This window comes from Leptothrix mechoopdaensis (SeqCode), assembly GCF_053893855.1.
Genome location: NZ_CM132699.1, coordinates 1,993,179 through 2,015,462 on the forward strand (window position 1 = coordinate 1,993,179; position 22,284 = coordinate 2,015,462).

At 70.3% G+C, this 22,284-nt stretch carries 20 protein-coding genes; 7 read left to right on the forward strand and 13 right to left on the reverse strand.

Going from position 1 to position 22,284, the window contains the following annotated elements; genetic code table 11:
• Positions 1-32 precede the first annotated feature (32 nt).
• Positions 33-1,553 (forward strand): GMC oxidoreductase, encoded by a 1,521-nt coding sequence (locus ACWA7K_RS08830; protein ID WP_456167656.1) that lies wholly within the window; start codon positions 33-35, stop codon positions 1,551-1,553.
• Positions 1,554-1,566: 13 nt separating this feature from the next.
• On the opposite strand, the gene guaA is transcribed toward ACWA7K_RS08830, so the two are convergent.
• From guaA to guaB, 3 genes are read right to left on the reverse strand one after another with little or no spacing between them, the layout of a single operon-like run.
• Entirely contained in the window at positions 1,567-3,168 is a 1,602-nt protein-coding gene (gene guaA, locus ACWA7K_RS08835; RefSeq protein ID WP_456167658.1) for a glutamine-hydrolyzing GMP synthase, read from the reverse strand.
• Between the two features lie 8 nt (positions 3,169-3,176).
• Complete coding sequence (locus ACWA7K_RS08840) at positions 3,177-4,424, reverse strand: MFS transporter (RefSeq protein WP_456167660.1); 1,248 nt, start codon at positions 4,422-4,424, stop codon at positions 3,177-3,179.
• A 2-nt stretch (positions 4,425-4,426) separates the two neighbouring features.
• Positions 4,427-5,899, reverse strand: a complete 1,473-nt coding sequence (gene guaB / locus ACWA7K_RS08845; protein WP_456167661.1) for an IMP dehydrogenase — start codon at positions 5,897-5,899, stop codon at positions 4,427-4,429.
• Positions 5,900-5,967: 68 nt separating this feature from the next.
• Here guaB and ACWA7K_RS08850 point away from each other — a divergent pair, with 68 nt between their 5' ends.
• Positions 5,968-6,507, forward strand: a complete 540-nt coding sequence (locus ACWA7K_RS08850) for a DUF4124 domain-containing protein (protein WP_456167663.1) — start codon at positions 5,968-5,970, stop codon at positions 6,505-6,507.
• A 16-nt stretch (positions 6,508-6,523) separates the two neighbouring features.
• Here ACWA7K_RS08850 and ACWA7K_RS08855 read toward each other — a convergent pair whose 3' ends face one another.
• A complete protein-coding gene (locus ACWA7K_RS08855) occupies positions 6,524-6,895 on the reverse strand; it encodes an RnfH family protein (protein WP_456167665.1) in 372 nt (123 codons plus the stop codon).
• Entirely contained in the window at positions 6,882-7,349 is a 468-nt protein-coding gene (locus tag ACWA7K_RS08860) for a type II toxin-antitoxin system RatA family toxin (protein WP_456167667.1), read from the reverse strand. The genes ACWA7K_RS08855 and ACWA7K_RS08860 overlap by 14 nt, the downstream gene beginning before the upstream one ends.
• A 57-nt stretch (positions 7,350-7,406) precedes the next feature.
• Here ACWA7K_RS08860 and smpB point away from each other — a divergent pair, with 57 nt between their 5' ends.
• Positions 7,407-7,874, forward strand: a complete 468-nt coding sequence (gene smpB, locus ACWA7K_RS08865) for an SsrA-binding protein SmpB (RefSeq protein ID WP_456167669.1) — start codon at positions 7,407-7,409, stop codon at positions 7,872-7,874.
• A 30-nt stretch (positions 7,875-7,904) separates the two neighbouring features.
• On the opposite strand, the gene ACWA7K_RS08870 is transcribed toward smpB, so the two are convergent.
• Together ACWA7K_RS08870 and rimO are read right to left on the reverse strand one after the other, a co-directional pair.
• The gene (locus ACWA7K_RS08870) at positions 7,905-9,158 is read right to left on the reverse strand and encodes a trans-sulfuration enzyme family protein (RefSeq protein WP_456167671.1); all 1,254 of its coding nucleotides are present in this window, start codon (positions 9,156-9,158) and stop codon (positions 7,905-7,907) included.
• A 19-nt stretch (positions 9,159-9,177) separates the two neighbouring features.
• On the reverse strand, positions 9,178-10,554 hold the full coding sequence (rimO, locus tag ACWA7K_RS08875) for a 30S ribosomal protein S12 methylthiotransferase RimO (RefSeq protein ID WP_456167673.1): 1,377 nt from the start codon (positions 10,552-10,554) through the stop codon (positions 9,178-9,180).
• A 56-nt stretch (positions 10,555-10,610) separates the two neighbouring features.
• Between rimO and ACWA7K_RS08880 the strand changes: the two genes are divergently transcribed.
• Genes ACWA7K_RS08880 through mnmC form a run of 3 tightly spaced genes read left to right on the forward strand, consistent with a single transcriptional unit; the run spans position 10,611 to position 13,299 of the window.
• Positions 10,611-10,931, forward strand: coding sequence for a nucleotidyltransferase family protein (locus ACWA7K_RS08880; RefSeq protein WP_456167675.1), 321 nt, complete (start codon positions 10,611-10,613; stop codon positions 10,929-10,931).
• Entirely contained in the window at positions 10,924-11,280 is a 357-nt protein-coding gene (locus tag ACWA7K_RS08885) for a HepT-like ribonuclease domain-containing protein (RefSeq protein WP_456167677.1), read from the forward strand. The genes ACWA7K_RS08880 and ACWA7K_RS08885 overlap by 8 nt, the downstream gene beginning before the upstream one ends.
• A 24-nt stretch (positions 11,281-11,304) precedes the next feature.
• Complete coding sequence (gene mnmC, locus ACWA7K_RS08890; protein ID WP_456167679.1) at positions 11,305-13,299, forward strand: FAD-dependent 5-carboxymethylaminomethyl-2-thiouridine(34) oxidoreductase MnmC; 1,995 nt, start codon at positions 11,305-11,307, stop codon at positions 13,297-13,299.
• On the opposite strand, the gene ACWA7K_RS08895 is transcribed toward mnmC, so the two are convergent.
• From ACWA7K_RS08895 to ACWA7K_RS08920, 6 genes are all read right to left on the reverse strand, one after another.
• On the reverse strand, positions 13,300-14,658 hold the full coding sequence (locus ACWA7K_RS08895) for an MFS transporter (protein WP_456167681.1): 1,359 nt from the start codon (positions 14,656-14,658) through the stop codon (positions 13,300-13,302).
• The gene (locus ACWA7K_RS08900) at positions 14,655-15,971 is read right to left on the reverse strand and encodes a DNA recombination protein RmuC (protein WP_456167683.1); all 1,317 of its coding nucleotides are present in this window, start codon (positions 15,969-15,971) and stop codon (positions 14,655-14,657) included. Before ACWA7K_RS08900 ends, ACWA7K_RS08895 begins: the two co-directional genes overlap by 4 nt.
• Positions 15,972-16,052: 81 nt before the next feature.
• Entirely contained in the window at positions 16,053-16,481 is a 429-nt protein-coding gene (locus ACWA7K_RS08905; RefSeq protein WP_456167685.1) for an acyl-CoA thioesterase, read from the reverse strand.
• 30 nt (positions 16,482-16,511) lie between these two features.
• The gene (locus ACWA7K_RS08910) at positions 16,512-17,210 is read right to left on the reverse strand and encodes a YceH family protein (RefSeq protein ID WP_456210423.1); all 699 of its coding nucleotides are present in this window, start codon (positions 17,208-17,210) and stop codon (positions 16,512-16,514) included.
• A gap of 2 nt (positions 17,211-17,212) precedes the next feature.
• Positions 17,213-17,995: an SDR family oxidoreductase gene (locus ACWA7K_RS08915; RefSeq protein ID WP_456167689.1), complete on the reverse strand. Its 783-nt coding sequence runs from the start codon at positions 17,993-17,995 to the stop codon at positions 17,213-17,215.
• A gap of 157 nt (positions 17,996-18,152) precedes the next feature.
• Positions 18,153-20,309, reverse strand: coding sequence for a putative bifunctional diguanylate cyclase/phosphodiesterase (locus tag ACWA7K_RS08920; protein WP_456167691.1), 2,157 nt, complete (start codon positions 20,307-20,309; stop codon positions 18,153-18,155).
• A 262-nt stretch (positions 20,310-20,571) separates the two neighbouring features.
• Between ACWA7K_RS08920 and ACWA7K_RS08925 the strand changes: the two genes are divergently transcribed.
• Entirely contained in the window at positions 20,572-22,242 is a 1,671-nt protein-coding gene (locus ACWA7K_RS08925; protein ID WP_456167693.1) for an electron transfer flavoprotein-ubiquinone oxidoreductase, read from the forward strand.
• Positions 22,243-22,284: the final 42 nt, after the last annotated feature.

The window sequence follows — 22,284 nt, forward strand, 5'->3', positions numbered from 1 at the left end:
ACATCGTCTCCACCACTTCCAGGACTCGCCCCATGCCATCACAACTCTCGAACGACGCCGACGTCGTCATCATCGGCTCCGGCGTCGGCGGCGGCTCGGTCGCGCTGCAGCTGGCCGACAGCGGCGCGCGCGTGCTGGTGCTGGAACGCGGTCCGGTCCTGCCGCGCGAGAAGCAGAACGGCGACGTCGAGGCCGTCTTCTGTGATCACCGCTACCGCACCACCGACACCTGGTTTGCCGATGGACGCCCGTTCCGGCCGGGCATGTTCTATTTCGTCGGCGGGCACACCAAGTTCTACGGCACGGCCATGTTCCGCTTCCGCGAACAGGACTTCGAGGCGTTGCAGCACGAGGAAGGCATCTCTCCTGCCTGGCCGATCCGCTATGCCGATCTGGAGCCCTGGTACGGGCATGCCGAGCAGCTCTTCGGCGTGCGCGGCGAAGGCGGGCTCGACCCGACCGATCCGCCGCGCTCGCAGCCCTACGCCCATGCGCCGGTGCCGCACGAGCCGCTGCTGGCCACGATCGAGTCACGCCTGAAGGCGCAAGGCCTGAAGCCCTTCCCGATGCCCAGCGCGGTCGACTTCGGCCCCGGTGGCAGTTGCCGCCGCTGCGCCAACTGCGATGCCATGCCTTGCCGCTTCGACGCCAAGGGCGATGCCGAGATGCGCCTGATCCGGCCGGCGCAGGCACGAGGCAATGTCGAGGTGCGGCCGGGCGTGTTCGTCGAGCGCCTGATCACCGATGCGACCGGCCGGCGCATCGTCGAGGCCGAGGTCATCGCCGACGGCCAGCGCCAGCGCATCCGGGGCGACCTGTTCGTGCTGAGCGCCGGCGCGATCAACTCGGCCGCGCTGCTGCTGCGTTCGGCCAACGAGAGGCACCCACGTGGCTTGGCCAACAGCAGCGACGTGGTCGGGCGCCACTACATGACCCACAACACGACCGCGCTGATGGCCGTGCACCCGTTCAAGAAGAACACCACGCGCTTCCCGAAGACGCTGGCGGTGCACGACTTCTATTTCGGCGACGGCCCCGGCACCACACCGCTGGGCAGCCTGCAACTGCTCGGCAAGATCCGCGAGCCGATGCTGCGCGGCCCGCTCGGCAAGGTGCCGACCTTCATCCGCAGCGCACTGGCCGAGCACAGCGTCGACTGGTACGCGCAGAGCGAGGACCTGCCCCACCCCGACAGCCGCGTCACGCTGCGCCCGGACGGCCACATCAACCTGCACTGGCACCGCACCAACCTGAAGGCGCACCAGCGCTGGGTCGAACGTTGCCGACAGATCCTGCGCGACACCGGCTACCCGATCGTGCTGGCCAAGGGCTTCGGCACCGAGGTCGTCTCGCACCAGTGCGGCACGGTCCGCTTCGGCGACGACCCGGCCACGTCAGCGCTGGACAGCCACTGCAAGGCCTGGGACCACGACAACCTCCACGTCGTCGACTCGGGCTTCTTCCCGTCGTCAGCGGCGGTCAACCCGGCGTTGACGGTGGCGGCGCAGGGCTTGCGGGTCGGTGCGCATCTGCGGGATGCGTGGGGTCGGTAGGGAGCTGATCAGCTCACTCCCACTCGATCGTCGCCGGCGGCTTGCTGCTCACGTCGTAGGTCACGCGGTTGATGCCGCGGACCTCGTTGATGATGCGGCTGGAGACGCGCTTGAGCAGGCTGTAGGGCAGCTCGGCCCAGTCGGCGGTCATGAAGTCGCTGGTCTGGACGGCGCGCAGCGCGACGACGTAGTCGTAGGTGCGGCCGTCGCCCATCACGCCGACGCTCTTGACCGGCAGGAAGACGGTGAAGGCCTGGCTGGTCAGGTCGTACCAGGTCTTGCCGGTGGCCTCGTCGACGGTCTTGCGCAGTTCCTCGATGAAGATGTGGTCGGCGCGTTGCAGCAGCGAGGCGAACTCGGGCTTGACCTCGCCGAGGATGCGCACGCCCAGGCCGGGGCCCGGGAAGGGGTGGCGGTAGACCATGTCGTGCGGCAGGCCGAGGGCGACGCCGAGGGCGCGGACCTCGTCCTTGAACAGCTCGCGCAGCGGCTCCAGCAGCTTCAGGCCGAGCTGTTCGGGCAGGCCGCCGACGTTGTGGTGGCTCTTGATCGTGGCCTTCTTGGTCTTGGTGCCGCCGCTCTCGACGACGTCCGGGTAGATCGTCCCCTGGGCCAGCCACTTGGCGCCCTTGGCGCTGCTGTCGGCGGCCTTGAGCTTGGCGGCTTCTGCCTTGAAGACCTCGACGAATTCGCGGCCGATGATCTTGCGCTTCTGCTCGGGGTCGGTGACGCCCTTCAGGTGGCCCATGAACTGGTCGGCGGCCTGCACGTGCACGACCTTGGCGTGCAGCCGGCCGGCGAACATCTCCATGACCATCGCGCCTTCGTTGAGGCGCAGCAGGCCGTGGTCGACGAAGACGCAGGTGAGCTGGTCGCCGATGGCGCGGTGGATCAGCGCGGCGGCCACGCTGGAGTCGACGCCGCCAGACAGGCCGAGGATGACCTCCTCGTCACCGACCTGCTCGCGGATGCGCGCGACGGCTTCGGCGATGTAGTCGCCCATGATCCAGTCGCCCTTGCAGGCGCAGATCTCGCGCACGAAGCGGGTCAGCATCGCCTGGCCCTGCAGCGTGTGCGTGACCTCGGGGTGGAACTGGACGGCGTAGTAGCGGCGTGCCTCGTCGGCCATGCCGGCGATCGGGCAGCTGGGGGTGCTGGCCATCAGCTTGAAGCCCGGCGGCAGCGCGGTGACCTTGTCGCCGTGGCTCATCCAGACCTTCAGCATGCCGTGGCCCTCGACGGTGCGGAAATCCTCGATGGCATCGAAGAGTTTCGTGTGGCCGTGGGCGCGGACCTCGGCGTAGCCGAACTCGCGGTGATCACTCCATTCGACCGTGCCGCCGAGCTGCACTGCCATCGTCTGCATGCCGTAGCAGATGCCCAGCACGGGCACGCCCAGGTCCCAGACGAGCTGCGGGGCGCGCAGCTGGTGGTCCTCGTAGGTGCTGGCGTGGCTGCCGCTCAGGATGATCCCGCGCGGGTTGAAGGCGCGGATGAAGTCCTCGGAGACGTCGTTCGGATGGATCTCGCAGTAGACCTGCGCCTCGCGCACGCGCCGGGCGATCAGCTGGGTGACCTGCGAGCCGAAGTCGAGGATGAGGATCTTGTCGTGCATGGTGTGCGTCAGACCGCCGGTGCGGGTTGCAGCGCCTTCTGGCGCCGGAAGTGGAGGAAGGCGATCGTCGCGCCGATGGCCTGCAGCGAGGCGCAGAAGAAGAACGGCAGGCCGATGCCGACGTCACCCCTGGGCAGGTGCGAGACGATGCCCAGCAGCGGCGCGGCGATGACCGGCGCCAGCACCGCCATCAGGCTGGTCAGCGAGGCGACCGATCCAGCCGTCTGGCCCTGCGTCTGCGGGTCGGCCGCATTCGAGACCAGGCTCTGAATCGCCGCCTGGGCCCCGCCGCCCAGCAGCGTGCCGACGACGATGACGACGTAGATCATCCAACCCTGCGTCGACAGGCCGAAGCCGAGATAGGTCAGGGCCGAGCCGACCAGGCCGACGCTGGCGATGGCCTGCGGACTGAAGCGCTTGAGCAGCGGTCGCAGCAGCACGCCCTGCACCAGGAAGGACATCAGGCCGACGACGAACAGCGACCAGCCGTTCTCCGCCGGTCCCCAGCCGAACTTGAAGGTGTTGTGCAGCACCCAGCTCGAGTGCAGCGTGAACTGCGCCAGCGTGGCCAGGCCGATCACGGCGATCAGCGGCCCGACGCCTTCGAGCCGACCGAGCTGGCGCAGCGCCGAGAACGGATGCGCGCGGCGCCAGACGAACCCCCTGCGCTTGTCGGCCGGCAGCGATTCAGGCAGCACGAAGAAACCGTACAGCCAGTTGACGATCGCCAGACCGCCCGCGGCGAAGAAAGGCAGGTGCAGGTCGATCGCGCCGAGCAGGCCGCCCATCATCGGACCGAGGATGAAGCCCAGGCCGAACATCGCACCGAGCAGGCCGAAGCGCCGGGCCCTGTCGGCCGGCGCGGTGATGTCGGCGACGTAGGCATTGGCGACCGCCGCATTGGCCTGCATCGCGCCGCTGAACAGCCGCACCACGATCAGCATCCACAGCGCAGTGGCCAGGCCGGTGACGATGAAGCTGAGCGCCAGGCCACTCATGCCCAGCAGCAGGACAGGCCTGCGGCCGAACCGGTCCGACAGCGCACCGAGTACCGGCGCGGCGAAGAAGTTGGCCAGGCCGAAGGTGAAGGTGACGGCGCCGAACCAGAAGGTCTGCTCCGCAGGAGAGGCCGTGAAGCGGCCGACGATCAGCGGCAACACGGGCACGATCAGACCGATCGCGACCATGTCGAGCAGCACCGTGACGAGGATGAAGGGCATGGCGGCCTGACGGCCGCTGCCCGGCTGGTCTGCCACGCTCATTCCAGCCGGTAGTTCGGCGCTTCCTTGGTGATCTGCACGTCGTGGACGTGGCTCTCGCGGATGCCCGCCGACGTGATCTCGACGAACTCGGCGCGACTGCGCATCTCGTCGGTCGTGGCACAGCCGCAGTAGCCCATCGAGGCGCGGACGCCGCCGGCCATCTGGAACAGGATCGCCACCACCGAGCCCTTGTAGGGCACGCGACCCTCGATGCCTTCGGGCACGAGCTTGTCGGCGTTGGGGTTGGCGTTCTCGTCGTTCTCCTGGAAGTAGCGGTCGGCCGAGCCGGCCTTCATCGCGCCGATCGAGCCCATGCCGCGGTAGCTCTTGTAGCTGCGGCCCTGGTAGAGGATGACCTCGCCCGGTGCTTCCTCGGTGCCGGCGAACATGCCGCCCATCATGACGGTGCTGGCACCGGCGGCGATGGCCTTGGCGATGTCGCCCGAGTAGCGGATGCCGCCGTCGGCGATCAGCGGCACGCCGGTGCCCTGCAGGGCGGTGGCGACGTTGTCGATCGCGGTGATCTGCGGCACGCCCACGCCGGCGACGATGCGGGTGGTGCAGATCGAGCCGGGGCCGATGCCGACCTTGACGCCGTCGGCGCCGGCCTCGACCAGCGCCAGCGCGGCCGCGCCGGTGGCGATGTTGCCGCCGATGACGTCGACCTGCGGGAAGTTGCGCTTGACCCAGCGCACGCGCTCGATGACGCCGGCGCTGTGGCCGTGGGCGGTGTCGACCACGATGGCGTCGACGCCGGCGCGGGCGAGAAGCTCGACACGTTCCTCGGTGCCGTCACCGACGCCGACGGCCGCGCCGACACGCAGCTTGCCGTGGGCATCGCGGGCGGCGTTCGGGAAGTTGGTCTGCTTGGTGATGTCCTTGACGGTGAACAGGCCGCGCAGCTCGCTCTGGTCGTTCAGGACCAGCACGCGTTCGAGCTTGTGCTGGTGCATCAGCGCCTTGGCCTCGGCCAGCGTGGCGCCTTCGCGCACGGTGATCAGGCGCTCGCGCGGGGTCATGATCTCGCGCACGGGGGCGTCGAGGCGGGCCTCGAAACGCAGGTCGCGGCCGGTCACGATGCCCACCACGCGGCCTTCGTCGACGACCGGGAAGCCCGAGATGCCATGCTGGCGCGACAGCTCGATGACGTGGCGCACCGGCACGCCGGGCGAGATGGTGATCGGGTCCTTCAGCAGACCGGATTCGTAGCGCTTGACGCGGGCCACTTCGGCGGCCTGCTGCTTCGGGCTGAGGTTCTTGTGGACGATGCCGATGCCGCCCTCCTGCGCGATCGCGATCGCCAGGCGTGCCTCCGTCACGGTGTCCATCGCCGCCGACACGAGCGGCAGGTTCAGCATGATGTTGCGGGACAGCGGGGTCGCGAGGCTGGTGTCGCGCGGCAGGACCTGCGAGTAGGCTGGCACGAGCAGCACGTCGTCGAAGGTGAGCGCTTTGCCTAGAAGGCGCATGAGGAAAGCTCCAGACGCAAAAGGAGATTATAGAAAACCCGCAACGGCACGGCCGGTACACTCGATTCATGGCCTGCACATACCGCCCCGACGCACTCCGTCTGCTGTTCTGCACCGTCCTGATCAGCACCTTGGCGAGCCTCGCCGCACCGGCGATGGCCCAGTGGAAATGGCGCGATGCCGATGGTCGCGTCCAGTACAGCGACCGCCCGCCGCCACCGGGCATCCCGGCGCGCGACGTGCTGTCGCGGCCGGCTGCAGCGCCGCCTGCCAGCACCCAGCCCCGCAACGCTCCGGCGACCGACCCGGCCGCTTCCGCCGCCACGGCCGCGTCCGCATCGGAGACGTCCGGCACCCGCAACGTCGACCCCGAACTGGCTGCCCGCAAGCGCGCTGCGGAAGCCGCCGAACGCAAGGCCGACGAGGAGCGCCAGGCCCGCGAGCGGCAGGCCAACTGCAGCCGGGCGCGCGACTACCAGCGTGCGCTGGAGAACGGCGTGCCGCTGGCGCGTGTCAACGAGCGCGGCGAGCGCGAGACCGTGCCCGCCGCCGAGCGCGACGCCGAACTGCGCCGGGCGCGCGAGGTCGTCGCGTCGGACTGCCGCTGAGGCGTCCTCGCGGGACTCAGGCCTTCAGCGAGCCCACCTTGCGGCGCACCCGGCCGCGGTCGCCCTGGACCTCGTAACGCAGCCGGCGCGCTTCCTTCGGATCGACCTTCAGCGGGCGCACGATCTCGACGCGGTCGCCGTCGTCGAGCAGGCGATCCGGTGCCGCCGCCCGGCCCCACACCGCGATGGTCAACGCGCCCATCACGCCACTCTCGCCGGACGGCTGCAGCGCCAGTTCGCGCAAGCCCGGATGGGTGACCAGCAGTTCGCTGGCCCGGACCGCATCGGCCACCGTCGAGCCGCTCGGCAAGGCCAGCGTCACCGAGATCGTCTCGCGCGGTGCCGGGCTGGCGACGACGTGGACGGTGATGGTCTCAGCGCTTGCCATGGACCTGCTCGGCCCGGGCCACGAAGGCGTCGACGAAGGTGTTGGCGATGCGGTCGAACACGGGACTGACGACCAGTTCGAGCGGCCGGCTGGAGAAGGCATAACGCAGTTCGAACTCGACCCGGCAGGCCTGCGCGCCGCCACCGGGCGTGGCCGATGCGGGCGTGCCGATCGGCACGAAGCGCCATGCGCCTTCGAGGCTGGAGAACGGCCCGTCGACCAGCGCCATGCCGACCTGTTCGCCCGGCACGTGCGTGTTGCGGGTCGTGAAGGCATGGCGCACGCCGCCGAACGACAGGTGCAGGCGGGCGGTGACACCGTCCTCGGCCTGGCTCAGGACCTCGGCCTTCTGGCACCAGGGCAGGAACTGCGGGTAGGCCGGGACATCGACGACCAGGTCGTACATCTCGCGCGGCGAGTACCAGAGGAGGACGGACTTCTTGACGTGCTTCATACAATCCGCCGATTCTAAGAACGACCCGACCAGAGCCGACGCATCGGCAGGACCGCCATGAGCATCGCCGAGAACAAGAAGGCCTTTTTCAACTACCACATCGAGGAACGCTTCGAGGCCGGCATCGTGTTGTCCGGCTGGGAGATCAAGGCGATCCGATCGGGCCAGGTCCAGCTGACCGACGGCTACGTGGTGATCAAGGACGGCGAGCTGTTCCTGATCGGCGCGCGCATCAACGCGCTGCGCAGCGCGTCGACCCACGTCAAGCCCGAGCCCGACCGGACCAAGAAGCTGCTGATGCACAAGGCCGAGATCCGCCGGCTGATCGGCAAGGTCGAGCAGAAGGGCCACACCCTCGTGCCGCTGAACCTGCACTACAAGGGCGGCCGCGTGAAGGTCGATGTCGCGCTGGCCAAGGGCAAGGCCGAACACGACAAGCGCAACACCATCAAGGATCGCGAGTGGGAGCGCGAGAAGGGTCGCCTGATGCGCTCGAAGGTCTCGTCCAGCGGCAACAAGGACTGAGCCTGATCGGCCGGCTTGGCGGCCGCCGCGTCAGCGCAGCGCGGCCAGCGCCTGCGTCAGGTCGGCGATCAGGTCGTCGACGTTCTCCAGCCCGATGCACAGCCGCACCAGCTGGCCCTTGAAAAGGCTCGGACGCTGGCGCAGCGTCGCCGGGTTGTAGGGCGCCACCAGGCTGACCGGGCCGGCCCAGGACCAGCCGATGCGGAACAGCCTCAGGGCATCGACGAAGGCGTCGACCCGCGCCGAGCCGATCGCCGCATCCACCTCCACCGTCACCAGTCCGGCCGCCTGCGTGCACAACGCGGCCCAGTGGGCATGGCCGGGCGACGTCGGCAGGCTCGGGTGCAGCACCCGCACGAACTCGGGCCGCGTCTGCGCCCAGGCGGCGATGCGGCGCGCGGCCAGGTCCTGCGCGCGGTAGCGCAGTTCCAGCGTCGGCAGGCCACGCAGCACGGCCGAGACATCGTCCGCGCCGACGCCGTAGCCAAGCCGGCTGTGGGTCCACGCCAGCGTGTCGCGCAGCTTCTCGTCGCGGCAGGCGACCGAGCCCATCAGCACGTCACCGCCACCGGACGGGTACTTGGTCAGCGCATGCACGGCGATGTCGACGCCGAAGCCCGGCGCATCCACGCCCGCCTCGCCCAGCTCGAACGGGTTGAACGCCAGGCCCGATCCCCACGTGTGGTCGATCGCGATGCGGGCCTGCGGCGCCTTCGCCCGGGCGGTGCGGATCAGGCCACGCAGATCGGGGAATTCCATCGTCACCGAGCCGGCCGCTTCCAGCCAGACCAGCTTCGTGGCCGGCGTCAGGGCCGATGCCAGCGAAGCCGCATCGAGGGGGTCGTAGAAGCGGTAGGTGATGCCCCAGCGCGCCAGCTCGTGCTGGGCCAGCGACAGGCTCGGGCCGTAGACGTTGTCGGGCAGCAGCAGCTCGTCGCCCGACTTCAGCAAGGCCAGGTCGACCAGCGTGATCGCCGCCAGCCCGCTGGGCACCAGCATGACGTGTTCGGCGCCTTCGATCGTGGCCAGACGCGCCTCCAGCGTGAAGCTGGTCGGCGTGCCCTTCAGGCCGTAGGTGTAGCCGCTCTTGTCGACCCAGCGCCGCTCTCGCAACGCCTTGACGTTCGGGAAGAAGACGGTCGAGGCCTTGTGCACGCCCACCGGGATCGCGTCCCACTCGGCCGGGGCGCGGTAGGGGTGATGGATCAGCGCGGTGCTGAGCGGTGAGGTGGGAAGGTCGCCAGGAACGTCGGGAACGTCCGGAACATCGTGTGGATCGGCCATCGCGCTCGCCTCGCCCGCTTCAGAGCAGTTCGCCGATCAGGTCGTGCCCGGAGGTGCCGACGATCTGCACGCGGGCGAACTCGCCGACCTTCATCGTCTTGGACGCCTTGCTCGGCGGCTGGATCTGCACCGTGCCGTCGATCTCGGGCGCGTCCGCATAGGTGCGGGCAACACCGCCCTTGCGGCCCATCGCCGGCGCGCGGTCGACCAGCACCTGCATGGTCGCGCCGACGCGGCGGGCCAGGCGTTCGGTCGACACCGCCTCGGCCACCGCCATGAAGCGGGCGCGGCGTTCCTCGCGGACCTCGTCGGGCAAGGCGCCGGGCAGTTCGTTGGCCGCCGCGCCGGTCACCGGCGAATACGCGAAACAGCCGGCGCGGTCGATCTGCGCTTCCTGCACGAAGTCCAGCAGCGTCTGGAACTCGGCCTCTGTCTCGCCGGGGAAGCCGGCGATGAAGGTCGATCGCACGACCAGCTCGGGGCAGGCCTCGCGCCACTTCAGCAGCCGCTCCAGGTTGCGCTCGCCGCTGGCCGGGCGCTTCATGCGCTTGAGCACGTCCGGATGGGCATGCTGGAAAGGCACGTCGAGATACGGCAGCACGAGGCCCTCGGCCATCAGCGGCAGCACCTCGTCGACATGCGGGTAGGGATAGACGTAGTGCAGCCGCACCCAGGCGCCGAAGGGCTTGGCGATCTCGCCGAGCTTGGCCACCAGGTCGAGCATGCGGGTCTTGACCGGCTGGCCGTTCCAGAAGCCGGTGCGGTACTTGACGTCGACGCCGTAGGCCGACGTGTCCTGGCTGACCACCAGCAGCTCCTTGACACCGCCCTCGAACAGCCGCTGCGCCTCGGTCAGCACGTCACCGACCGGGCGCGAGACCAGGTCGCCGCGCATGCTGGGGATGATGCAGAAGGTGCAGCGGTGATTGCAGCCCTCGCTGATCTTCAGGTAGGCGTAGTGGCGCGGCGTGAGCTTGATGCCGGCCGGCGGCACCAGGTCGACGAAGGGGTCGTGCGGCTTGGGGACATGCGCGTGCACCGCGTCCATCACCTCCTGCGTCGCATGCGGGCCGGTCACGGCCAGCACCTTCGGATGGACCTTCTGCACCAGGTTCTCGCCACTGTCGGCCGTCTTGGCACCCAGGCAACCGGTGACGATCACCTTGCCGTTCTCGGCCAGTGCCTCGCCGATGGTGTCCAGGCTTTCCTTGACGGCATCGTCGATGAAGCCGCAGGTGTTGACGATCACCAGGTCGGCACCCTGGAAGGTCTTGCTGGTCGTGTAGCCCTCGGCGCTGAGCTGGGTCAGGATCAGCTCGGAGTCCGTCAGGGCCTTCGGGCATCCCAGGCTGACGAAGCCGATCTTGGGGGGGGCGGAAGTCGCGGTGTCACTCATGGGGCGGATTGTCTCAGCCTTGCCGCAAGGGGCGCAGGCGTCGCGATAATCTGGCGATGGACACCGTGACCTTGCCCGAATCGCTCAAGCGGCACCAGCCGGCCATCGCCGCGTTGTGTCGCCAGCACGGGGTCGCGAGCCTCGAATTGTTCGGCTCGGCGGCCATCGGGACCGATGTCGAAGGTCGCAGCGACTACGACTTCCTGGTCCGCTTGGACCCGGATGCGCCAGGCTCACGCGCCATGCGGCTGATCGATCTGGCTGAAGCGCTGGAGACCCTGCTCGGCCGCAGCGTGGATCTCGTCGATCCCGGGTCGATCCGCAACCCTTACTTCGCCGCCGAGGTCGCGCGCACCCGGATCCCGGTCCATGCCTGACCGCCGCCCCGCCCTGTTGTTCGATGCCTTGCAGGCGATCCGGGCAGCACGCCAGTTCACTCAGGACATGGCGTTGGACGGGTACCTGCGGGACCTTCTGGTCAGATCCGCCGTCGAACGACAGCTCGAGATCCTCGGCGAGGCATGCACCAGACTGCAGCGGGAAGACGCCGAGCTGGTCGCCACGATTCCGGGAGCACGACTCGCGATCGGGCTTCGCAACCGGATCATCCATGGCTACGACACCGTCGACGACGTAACCGTGTTCGATACCGTTCGACATGACTTGCCAGATCTGGAGTCCCGATTGGCCGAGGTGCTCGCCAAGCTCGATGCGTCCTCCATCTGAGTTCGAATCGCGCTCGCGTACCCGATGACCGGCCCGTCACGCTCCACCCCCATCACCCCCGCCCGCATCCGCCGCAACGACGCCGGCCTGCCGTTTGCCGATGACTACGGCGATCTCTATCACCCGGCGATCGGTGCGCAGGTGCAGGCGCGGCATGTGTTCCTGGCGGGCAACCAGTTGCCACAGCGCTGGGCCGGGCAGGCGCGACATGTCGTGCTGGAAACCGGTTTCGGGCTGGGCAACAACTTCCTGGCGACCTGGGACACCTGGCGGCGCGATCCGCAGCGCTGCGAACGGCTGGTCTATGTCGCGCTGGACAAGCACCCGCCTTCTGCCGCCGACATGCTGACCTGGCACCGTGACAGCCCGACGCCGGAGCTGGCTGCGGAGTTGGCCGCCGTCTGGCCACCGGCCTCGCCGGACCTGCACGGCATCGACCTGGACGACGGCCGGGTGCAGCTGCTGCTGGCCTGGGGCGACATCGCCGATGTGCTGGACGGCCTGCAGCTGCGCTTCGACACGCTCTGCCTCGACGGCTTCGCGCCGGCCCGCAACCCGGCGATGTGGGACGAGGACGTCTGCCGCCGCGTTGCCCGGCTGGCCGCGCCCGACGCCCGGCTGGCGACCTGGAGCGCCGCCAGCGGCCTGCGCGAGAACCTGTCGCGGCACGGCTTCGAGGTCGGCCTGCAGCCCGGCACCGGTGGCAAGCGCGAGATCGCCGTCGGCCGCTACCACCCCCGCTTCGTGCCGCCCGCACCGCGCGGCTGGGTCACGCCCGATCGCGCAACGCGACGGGCGCTGGTGATCGGTGCCGGCCTGGCCGGTGCGGCCGCCGCCTGGGGCCTGGCGCGGGTCGGCTGGCAGGCGACCGTGCTGGACCGCCACGCGCAGCCGGCGCAGGAAGCCTCGGGCAATGCCGGCGGGCTGGTGCACGCGATCTTCAATGCACCGGACAGCTTGCACGCGCGCTGGTTCCGGGCCGCCGCGCTGGCCACTGCCCGCGCCGCCGCGCTGCCCTTGTCGCGTGGCGACGTGGCCGGCGCGCTCGATGGGTTCCTGCGCCTGGAACCCCGTCTCGACGCGGCCAGGGCCCTGGCGCAGCGCGATGCCGTCGGCCTGCCGCATGGGCTGGTCGACTGGCGGGACGCGCCCGCTGCCGCCGCAATGGCCGGTCTGCCGCTGGCGGCCGGCGCGTGGCTGTTCGAACACGCCGCCGGCTGGCTGGACCCGGCCGGCTGGACGCGCTGGATGCTGGCGCAGGCGGGGGTGGACGCGGCCAGCGGCACGCGCTGGCTCGGCGGTCGTGCCGTCGACCGGCTGGTGCCGCCCGCATCCGATGACGACGTCTGGACCGCCCTGGACGCCGACGGCGCGGTGATCGCCCGCGCCCCGGTCGTCGTGCTGGCCAATGCGCTGGACGCGAACCGGCTGCTGCCCGAAGGCGCGATGCGGCCGAGGCTCTCGGCGGTGCGCGGCCAGGTCACGCGCCTGCCCGGCGACCTGCCCGGCCTGCGTCGACCGGCGCTGCCGCTGTCGGGCCAGGGCTACGGCCTGACCTTGCCGAATGGCGAGGTGCTGGTCGGCGCGACGACGCAACACGAGCCGACCGACGCGGCCGGTCGCGCCTTGCGTCTCGACGACCAGCGCCACAACCTGCAGCGCGCCGCGCAGCTGGGCATCGTGCCGGCCGGTCTCGCGGACGGCGACACGCTGCTGCCGGGCCGCGCCGGCTGGCGGGCGGTGACGCCGGACCGGCTGCCGCTGGTCGGGCCGGTGGTCGACGGGGTCGAGCGGCAACGCCTGCTGGACGGAGGCCGGGCCCGGCTGGACGGCCCGCGTCACCAGCCCCGCCGGGTCGCGGCCGGCAACGGGATCTACCTCTGCACGGGACTGGGGTCGCGTGGCATCACGTCCGCCGTGCTGGCCGGGCGGGTGCTGGCGGCCTGGGTGGCGGCTGAGCCGATGCCGGTCGAGGCGGCCTTGCGCGACGCGCTGGACCCGGCCCGCGACCTGGGCTGATCAGGCCGCCTTGCGGGCCGGCGCCAACCGCTGCGGCAGCCAGGCGCCGAGCCACAGCAGCGTGCCCATCACCCGGAACAGCAACGCCGGCCCGAGCGCGCCGCCCAGCACGCCGAAGACCAGCGGCAACAGCGAGCTAGACAGGTTGATGACGGCCGAACGCAGCGCGATCACCTCGCCTTCCTGGTCCGGCGGCGCGAGCTGGTGCAACGTGCTGAGGATCATCGGCTGCACGATGCCCTGCGCCAGGCCCAGCACGACCGCGCAGCAGGCCATCGCGGCGGCCGTGGTGGCCAGCGGGTAGATCAGGAACACCGCGCCGATCACGACCATCGAGGTGCTCATGACGTGGCGCTCGGTCAGGCGTTCGGCCACCAGCGGGACGATCAGCCGGATGCCCGTCACCGCCATCGCGAACACGCCCAGCACGGTGCCGATGGCCGAGGCACTGAGGCCGTTCTGGTGGCCCATCAGCGGGACGAGAAAGGTGTGCAGGTCCCAGGCGGTCGAGAAGAACCAGTTGGCCAGCAGGATGCCGCCGACGCCCGGCAGCGACAGCAGCGCCAGCACGCCGTGACGGGGCCGGACGACCGGCGGGGGCGAGCGCCCGACCGCCGTCAAGGCTTGGGCCTGGGACTGCGAGCCCGGCGCCAGCGCCACCGGCACCCGGGTCGCGCACAGCAGCGTGCCCAGCGGCAGCAGCGCCATCACCGCGCTGGCACCGGCGAAGCCGATCGCGTCGATCAGGAAGCCGGCCAGCATCGGCCCCAGCACGTTGCTGAGCGACGGCGCCACGCCCAGCCAGCTGAACACGCGCTTGAGCTCGGCGCGGGTCGCCTCGTCGGCCTCGTGCGTGCCGGTCACGCCCGGCGCCCGCCCATACCCGGCCAGCCGCCCGGCGCTGCGCTGGATCGAGATCAGGCCCAGGTTGCTGCCGGTCCCGGCCAGGCTGGCGACCAGACCCAGCAACAGCAGCTGCGCCAGCCCCAGCGCACCGGCCGGATGTGCCTCGCCCCACAGCTGCGGCCACAGCGCCGCCGGCACCGCCAGCAGCCCGCCCAGCATCACCAGCACGACGGCACTGCGCACCGGGCGGTGGTAGCCGCGCCGATCGGCCCAGCGCCCGGCGCGCACGGCGGTCACCACCGGCACGACCGAGAACAGGCCCAGCAGCAGGCCGGCCGCCGCCTCGCCCTGCAGCCACGCCAGGCCGCCCTGGCGCAGCAGCATCAGCGGCAGCGCCATGCGCAGGCCGGCCATCGCGGCGTGCAGGCAGACCTGCCCGATCACCAGCGCGACCAGGATCGGACGGCGGTCCACCGCAGCCTCGGCGGTGGCGGGGCCGGGCAGCGTGTTCATCCCGCCGTGTCCTCCGCGCCCGCGTGGATCGGCTCGTCCAGCCCGTCCATTCCTTGCAGTCCTTCAAGCCCGATCAGCGCCTGCGCCGCGCCGTCCGGCAGGGCCTCGACGCCCTTGAGCCGCCGGCCCATCGCCCGCGTGCGGACCTCCGCCTGATCGAGCGTGTGGTGGGCCTCCTCCAGCTTCTTGCGGGCCTTGGCCAGCACGTCGCCGAACTTGCCGAACTCGGTCTTGACGGCGCCCAGCACGGTCCAGACCTCGGCGCTGCGGCGTTCGATCGCCAGCGTGCGGAAGCCCATCTGCAGGCTGTTGAGCAGCGCCAGCAAGGTGGTCGGACCGGCCAGCGTGACGTGGTGGTCGCGCATCAGCGCCTCGACCAGGCCGGGCCGGCGCAGCAGCTCGGCGTAGAGGCCCTCGGTCGGCACGAACAGCAGCGCGAAGTCGGTCGTGTGCGGCGGGCTGACGTACTTGGCGCGGATGCTGCGCGCCTCGTCGCGGATGCGCCCTTCCAGCGCCCGCGATGCCGCCTCGGCCGCGTCGCGGTCGGCGCGGTCCTGGGCATCGAGCAGGCGCTCGTAGTCCTCGCGCGGGAACTTGGCGTCGATCGGCAGCCAGACCGGCGCCGCGTCGCGCTCGGCCCCGTTGGCGCCCCGGCCGGGCAGGCGCAATGCGAACTCGACCCGCTCGCCGCTGCCCGGCACGGTGGCGACGTTGACGGCGTATTGCTCGGGCGTGAAGACCTGTTCCAGCAGGGCGGCCAGCTGCACCTCGCCGAACACGCCACGGGTCTTGACGTTGCCCAGCACGCGCTTGAGGTCGCCGACACCCTGCGCCAGCGTCTGCATCTCGCCCAGGCCGCGGTGGACCTGCTCCAGCCGCTCGGCGACCTGCCGGAAGCTCTCGCCCAGGCGCTGTTCCAGCGTCGCCTGCAGCTTCTCGTCGACCGTCGCCCGCATCTGTTCGAGCTTGCGTTCGTTGTCGGCCTGCAGCGAAGCCAGCCGCTGCTCCACGCCCGTCTGCATCGCCTGCACGCGGCGGTCCAGGCTGGCACGCAGCTCGCCCAGGCTGGCGACGAGTTCGAGCCGGGTGTCGCGGGCAGAACCCTGCACGGCCTCGCGCAGCTCGCGTTCAAGCCGCTGCTGGCCGTCGGACAGGTCGCGTTGCAGCCGGTCGAGATCGGACTCGATGCGCTGGGCCCAGTCGCTGTCGGACGGGTCGGGCGGCGCGCGCAGCAGCAAGGCCAGCAGCACGGCCAGGTTGGTCGCGCCCAGCAGGGCCAGCAGCAGCCAGGGGAGGGTCAGCAGGTCGGTCATCGTGGGTCTCGTCGGCTCGCAAGGTGGGCGAGCTTGACGTCGCAGTGGCTCAGCACGTGAGCCACCGATGGCCGACCCGGGTCATGCCGCCGGCATCGCCATGGCGCGCAGCGCGTCGGGCAAGGGCACCGACTGGCGCACGCGCTGGTCGACCCACACCAGCCTCGCGCCGCCGCTGGCGTAGACCACGCCGGGCTCGTCGGCCTTCTCCAGCGTCGTGTAGGTCTCCAGGCTGCTGCGGCCGGGGTTGCGCACGTACATGCGGGCGACCACCTCGGCCGGGAATTCGAGCTGCAGGTGGAAGTTGCAGAAGGCGTTGACGATCACCGGGCCGATGCCGTGCGGCTCGACCTGCAGCCCGGTCGACGCGAGCCAGTCGAGCCGGGCGATCTCCAGGTAGCGGAAGTAGACGGTGTTGTTGACATGGCCCATCGCGTCCATGTCGCCCCAGCGCACCGGGAAGCGGCTGGTGTGGACGAGGACCTTGTCCTCGGGAAGGTCGAATCGCATCGGTCTTGACGTCGGGAGCACAGGGAAGGTTCAGGCGTCGTCCAGCGACACGCCCAGCTCGGCCGCCAGCTTGGCGACCTGCGCCCGCAGCCGGGTCAGCTCGGCCTGCATCTGGCGCTGTTCGGCGCGCAGCAGCGCGAGTTCCTCGTCGGCGGCGGCCGAGGATGTTCCGGATGACCCGCCGCCCGCCGCCTGCACCAGCAGCGCCGGGTCGACCGGACCGCACAGCAGATGGGTCCAGCGCGACTCGCGGGCGCCCGGCGCGCGCGCCAGCTTGATGACACGCGGCGGCGTCTTCTCGGCCAGCTCCTCCAGGAAGCCCTCGACCGAGGAGACATCGGCGAAGCGGTGCAGCCGCTCGGCATTGGCACGCAGCTCGGCGGCCGTCTGCGGGCCGCGCAGCATCAGCGTGGCCAGCAGCGCGGCGGCCGCACCGGGCACGCCCAGGCCGCGCGGCAGGTTGTGGTCGTAGCGGACCACGCGGCTGCCGCTGACCTCGCCGACGAGGCTGAGCGACTTCAGCTCGTCCAGCGCGGCCAGGATCTGCGGCTCGGTCAGCGCCATGACCGGCTCGCGCGCGGTCTTCTGGTTGCAGCCCGACTGCAGCGCGTTGAGCGACATCGGGTAGGTGTCGGGCACCGTCGCCTGTTTCTCGACCAGCACGGCCAGCACGCGGGCCTCGACCGGCGTGAGGTCGCGCACCTCGCGTGCGCCGCCTGGCATCGCCATGCTCACAGCCCGAACCCGTCGTCGGCCTGGATCACCGCGCCGTTGACGAAATGGCTTTCGTTGGCGCAGAGCATCAGCAGGCTGGTGTCGAGGTCGGATGGCTTGCCCAGGCGCTTGCGCGGCAGCATGTTGACCAGCTTCTGGCCACCGTCGGTTTCCCAGTGGTGGTGGTTGATCTCGGTGTCGATGTAGCCCGGGCAGATCGCGTTGACGTTGACGCCGAACTTGCCCCATTCCAGCGCCATCGCGCGGGTCATGTGGATCACGGCCGCCTTGCTCATCGCGTAGACGCCGATCTGGCTGATGACGCGCAGGCCGGCCATCGACGCGATGTTGACGATGCGCCCGCCGGTGTAGGTGCCCGGGGCCGCGCCACGGGCCCGAGCCACCATGCGCCGGCCGACTTCCTGGGCGACGAAGAAGGCGCCGCGCACGTTGGTGTCGAACACGAAGTCGAAGTCCTCGGGGCCGACGTCCAGCAGCTTCTGCGTCGTGCTGACGCCGGAGTTGTTGATCAGGATGTCGAGCGTGCCGACCTCGGTCTCGGCATGGGCGACGGCCGAGGCGATGCTCTCGGTGTCGGTCACGTCGAGTTCGACCACGTGGGCATCGCCGCCCTGCCCCTCGATCTCGGCGCGCAAGGTCTTCAGGCGTTCGGTCCGGCGACCGGCCAGGACGACGGCCGCGCCGGCCTTGGCAAGGGTGCGGGCGAACTGTTCGCCCAGGCCGCTGGAGGCGCCGGTGACGAGGGCGACGCGGCCCGACAGGTCGATGCTGTAGCTCATGGTGTGGGTCTGGTGGGAACGACGGAAGGTGCTCGCGGGCGGGGCGGACGGCAGCGCCTGGAAGGGGCTGCCAGCCCCTCGCGAGGGGTCGCGTCACGATAGCAGAAGGCCCCTGTCGGAGGCCTGTCGGAGGCGTGCCGGACGACGCGCCGGACGCTCAGGCCGACGGGTCTGCCGCGACCGTTTCCAGCTGCGCCAGCCACTGGTCGACCGGCATCGGCCGGGCGAAGTGGTAGCCCTGGAATTCCTGCACGCCCAGCTCGCGCAGGGCCTCGAACTGGGCCTGCGTCTCGACCCCCTCGGCCACCGTCGACATGCCCAGTGCCGCGCACAGCTGGACCATGTGCGCCAGCAGCCTGGCCGCACGGCTGTCGTGGTCGATGTCCATCACGAAGCTGCGGTCGATCTTGATCTTGTTGAACGGCAGGTGGCGCAGGTAGCTCAGCGACGAGTAGCCGGTGCCGAAGTCGTCCAGCGCGAGCGTGAAGCCGATCTCGCGCAGGCGCCGCAGCAGCGGCTCGACCACCGCCATGTTGTCGACCAGGGCCGACTCGGTGATCTCCAGCTCGATCTGGTCGGGCGCGATGCCGGCGCGCTGGCAGGCCACCATCAGCTGCTGTTCCAGGCCGCGTTGCAGCAGCTGCTTGGGCGACAGGTTGACGGCGACGGTGAAGCGGTGGCCGCCCTCCTGGCCACGCTTGACCAGCTGCGCGGCGGCGTGCAGCGCGTGGCGGCCCATCAGGCCGATCAGGCCGGTCTTCTCGGCCATCGGGATGAACTCGACCGGCGAGACATTGCCGAAGGCCGGTGTCGACCAGCGCATCAGCAGCTCGACGCCGACCGCCTGACCGTCCCGGTCGACCTTGGGCTGGGCCACGAAGGTGAAGCCGTTGCGCTCGGCATCGGTGCGCAGTGCCGACTGCATGCGCACGCGGCGCTGCACGTCGGTGTCGAGCTCGGGGTCGTAGAAGGCCAGGCCGTTGCGGCCACGTTCCTTGGCGACATACATGGCCGCATCGGCCTTGCGCAGCAGCGTGCCCGGGTCGGCACCGTCGCGTGGCGCCAGCGCGGCGCCGATGCTGGGCGTCACCGTGACCTCATGGCCTTCCAGCGCCACCGGCTGGTTCAAGGCGGCCAGCACGACCTGCGCGACCGCCCGGACTTCGTTGTCGCCCGAACCCGGTCCCAGCACGATCACGAACTCGTCACCGCCCCACCGGCCGACCAGCGCGTCCTGGGGCAGCAACGCGGTCAGGCGCCGCGCCACCGCCCGCAGCAGCTGGTCACCGACGTCATGGCCGAACGAATCGTTGACCTCCTTGAAACCGTCCAGGTCGATGAAGATGACGGCGAAGTTCGACGACGCATCGCCCAGCCGGGCCGCCAGATGCTGCTCGATGGCCGAGCGATTGGGCAGTTCGGTCAGCGCGTCGGCCAGCGCCATGCGGGCCAGCCGGGCCTCGGCGCGGATCTGCTCGCGCAGGTCGGTCAGCGAGACGATGTAGCCGCTGCCGCTGTCGGTGAAGTGCGACAGCGGCGTGATGTTGACCTCGACCGGAATGGCCTCGCCCTGGCGCGACCGCAGTTCGGCCGGGCCGGACCAGCCGCCGCGTTCGAGCAGCTCGGCCTCGACACCGGCCGGCAGTGGCAGCCGGTCACCGACCACCTGGCCCGCCAGTTCGTCGGCGCTCAGGCCGCACAGCGAGCTGTAGGCCTGGTTGGTCTCCTGGATGCGCCAGTCGCCATCGGTCACCGCGATCGCGTCACGGGTGCTGGTGAAGGCCTGGGCCATCAGCCGCAGCGATTCCTCGGCCTCGCGCTGTTCGGTGATGTCCTTGACCGTGCCGGTCACCAGCAGCGCATGGTTCTGGCGGTCACGCTGCACCGCCCGGCCGCGTGCCCGCACCCAGCGCAGGCCTTGCGGCAGGTGCAGCCGGAAGGCGACGTCCAGGTCGTGGCGCAGGCCGCTGGCGTGCATCCGCCAGGTCAGCCGGAAGGTCTCGATGTCCTCGGCATGCACCCGCTCGCCCAGCTCGGTCTTGTTCAGCGCCGGCACCTCGACCCGCGCGCCCTTCTCGTCGACATACGGCTCGATGCGGAACAGCTGGTCGTCCGCCGACCACGACCAGACCGCTTCGCCGCTGGCCCACAAGGCGCGCTGCAGGCGCCGTTCGGACTCGCGACAGCGCTCGATCTCGCCGTGCGCCTGCTCAAGCGCCGCGCGCGCTTCCCGCAGCTGCTCGGCCAACGGGGTCGCGTGCGCTTCCGATCGCAGCGGATCGGGAGACGTCAGCGGTTGGATGCCTGATCGCATGCGGTGAATCGTGAACGTGAGCTGGCGGAAAACCCAAGGGTAGCGGCGCGACGGTCGGATCGATCACACGAAATGCCTCATGAACTGCCAGCTGTCACACCTCGCGGCGCTTTCGGTTCATGCAAAGGCAAGGTCGCGGCAACGCAACCCAAAAAAGCACGACCGTGCTTTTGCTGCACTGCAGCTGATTAGAATCGCGCCGCCGCCGCGTCAACGCAACGCCGCACGCGGTCCCCAGCCCCACCCAGAGACAAGGAAGAACATGCGTCCCGAGGAGATCCTGGCCCAGTTCGGCCCGCGCGAATCGATGGAGTACGACGTCGTGATCGTCGGCGCAGGCCCCGCCGGCCTCGCTGCGGCGATCCGGCTCAAGCAGCGCAACGCCGACCTGTCGGTGGTGGTGCTGGAGAAGGGCTCCGAGCCCGGCGCGCACATCCTGTCGGGTGCGGTGATGGACCCGATCGCGCTCCACGAGCTGATCCCCGACTGGCAGGCCCTCGGTGCGCCGCTGAACCAGCCCGTCACCGGCGACGAGGTGCTGTTCCTCAACGAGAACAGCGCGACGGTGACGCCGCAGGCGCTGATCCCGGACTGCTTCCACAACCACGGCAACTACGTCGTCAGCCTCGCGAACGTCGTGCGCTGGCTGGCCACGCAGGCCGAGGGCCTGGGCGTCGAGATCTTCCCGGGCTTCACCGCCGCCGAGGTCCTGTACGACGCGTCCGGCGCGGTGCGCGGTGTCGCCACCGGCAACATGGGCGTGGGCAAGGACGGCGAACCGACCGACAGCTTCCAGCTCGGCATGGAACTGCTCGGCAAGTACACCTTCTTCGCCGAAGGCGCGCGTGGCCACCTGGGCAAGCAGCTGATCGCGACCTACGCCCTCGACGAGGGCCGCGACCCGCAGAGCTACGGCATCGGCATCAAGGAACTCTGGGAAGTGCCGGCCGACCAGGCGCAGCCCGGCAAGGTGGTGCACACCGCCGGCTGGCCGATGAACGAGCAGACCTATGGCGGCGGCTTCCTCTATCACCTCGAAGGCAACCTGGTGACGCTGGGCTTCGTGGTCGGCCTGGACTACCAGAACCCCTGGCTGAGCCCGTTCGAGGAGATGCAGCGCTGGAAGACCCACCCGGCCATCCGCGCGCACATCGAGGGCGGCAAGCGCATCGGCTACGGCGCCCGCGCGATCGTCGCTGGCGGCCTGCTGAGCCTGCCGAAGCTGACCTTCCCGGGCGGCGCGTTGCTGGGCTGCGACGCCGGCACGCTGAACGCCGCGCGCATCAAGGGCAGCCACGCCGCGATCAAGACCGGCATGCTGGCCGCCGACGCCGCCGCCGACGCGCTGGCCGCCGGCCGCAGCGCCGACGAGCTGGTCGCCTACACCACCGCCTTCGAGTCGAGCTGGCTGCACGCCGAACTGGACCGCAGCCGCAACTTCAAGCAGTGGTTCAAGAAGGGCAACACCATCGGCACCGTGATGACCGGCATCGAGCAGTGGCTGCTGCCCAAGCTGGGCTTCAAGAGCCCGCCGTGGACGATCCACCGCAGCGGTCCGGATCACGCCCGCATGCACGCCGCGTCGGCCTGCGAGCCGATCCGCTACCCGAAGCCGGACGGCAAGCTGACCTTCGACCGCCTCTCCAGCGTCTTCATCAGCAACACCAACCACGAGGAAAACCAGCCGGCGCACCTGACGCTGAAGGACGCCTCGGTGCCGGTGGCGGTGAACCTGGCGAAATACGCCGGCCCGGAAAGCCGGTATTGCCCGGCCGGCGTCTATGAATTCGTCAACCGGGACGGCGCCGACCAGCTGGTGATCAATGCGCAGAACTGCGTGCACTGCAAGACCTGCGACATCAAGGATCCGACCCAGAACATCGTCTGGGTGACGCCCGAAGGTGGCGGCGGACCGAACTACGGCGGCATGTAACGGGATAAGGGGCGCGTCCGTTCGACGGACGTCCCGGCAGGA

Coding starts and splice junctions, on each gene's coding strand:
- ACWA7K_RS08830 (WP_456167656.1), top strand. CDS start 33: ATGCCATCACAACTCTCGAACGACGCCGACGTCGTCATCATCGGCTCC.
- guaA (WP_456167658.1), bottom strand. CDS start 3,168: ATGCACGACAAGATCCTCATCCTCGACTTCGGCTCGCAGGTCACCCAG.
- guaB (WP_456167661.1), bottom strand. CDS start 5,899: ATGCGCCTTCTAGGCAAAGCGCTCACCTTCGACGACGTGCTGCTCGTG.
- ACWA7K_RS08850 (WP_456167663.1), top strand. CDS start 5,968: ATGGCCTGCACATACCGCCCCGACGCACTCCGTCTGCTGTTCTGCACC.
- ACWA7K_RS08855 (WP_456167665.1), bottom strand. CDS start 6,895: ATGGCAAGCGCTGAGACCATCACCGTCCACGTCGTCGCCAGCCCGGCA.
- ACWA7K_RS08860 (WP_456167667.1), bottom strand. CDS start 7,349: ATGAAGCACGTCAAGAAGTCCGTCCTCCTCTGGTACTCGCCGCGCGAG.
- smpB (WP_456167669.1), top strand. CDS start 7,407: ATGAGCATCGCCGAGAACAAGAAGGCCTTTTTCAACTACCACATCGAG.
- ACWA7K_RS08870 (WP_456167671.1), bottom strand. CDS start 9,158: ATGGCCGATCCACACGATGTTCCGGACGTTCCCGACGTTCCTGGCGAC.
- rimO (WP_456167673.1), bottom strand. CDS start 10,554: ATGAGTGACACCGCGACTTCCGCCCCCCCCAAGATCGGCTTCGTCAGC.
- ACWA7K_RS08880 (WP_456167675.1), top strand. CDS start 10,611: ATGGACACCGTGACCTTGCCCGAATCGCTCAAGCGGCACCAGCCGGCC.
- ACWA7K_RS08885 (WP_456167677.1), top strand. CDS start 10,924: ATGCCTGACCGCCGCCCCGCCCTGTTGTTCGATGCCTTGCAGGCGATC.
- mnmC (WP_456167679.1), top strand. CDS start 11,305: ATGACCGGCCCGTCACGCTCCACCCCCATCACCCCCGCCCGCATCCGC.
- ACWA7K_RS08895 (WP_456167681.1), bottom strand. CDS start 14,658: ATGAACACGCTGCCCGGCCCCGCCACCGCCGAGGCTGCGGTGGACCGC.
- ACWA7K_RS08900 (WP_456167683.1), bottom strand. CDS start 15,971: ATGACCGACCTGCTGACCCTCCCCTGGCTGCTGCTGGCCCTGCTGGGC.
- ACWA7K_RS08905 (WP_456167685.1), bottom strand. CDS start 16,481: ATGCGATTCGACCTTCCCGAGGACAAGGTCCTCGTCCACACCAGCCGC.
- ACWA7K_RS08910 (WP_456210423.1), bottom strand. CDS start 17,210: ATGGCGATGCCAGGCGGCGCACGCGAGGTGCGCGACCTCACGCCGGTC.
- ACWA7K_RS08915 (WP_456167689.1), bottom strand. CDS start 17,995: ATGAGCTACAGCATCGACCTGTCGGGCCGCGTCGCCCTCGTCACCGGC.
- ACWA7K_RS08920 (WP_456167691.1), bottom strand. CDS start 20,309: ATGCGATCAGGCATCCAACCGCTGACGTCTCCCGATCCGCTGCGATCG.
- ACWA7K_RS08925 (WP_456167693.1), top strand. CDS start 20,572: ATGCGTCCCGAGGAGATCCTGGCCCAGTTCGGCCCGCGCGAATCGATG.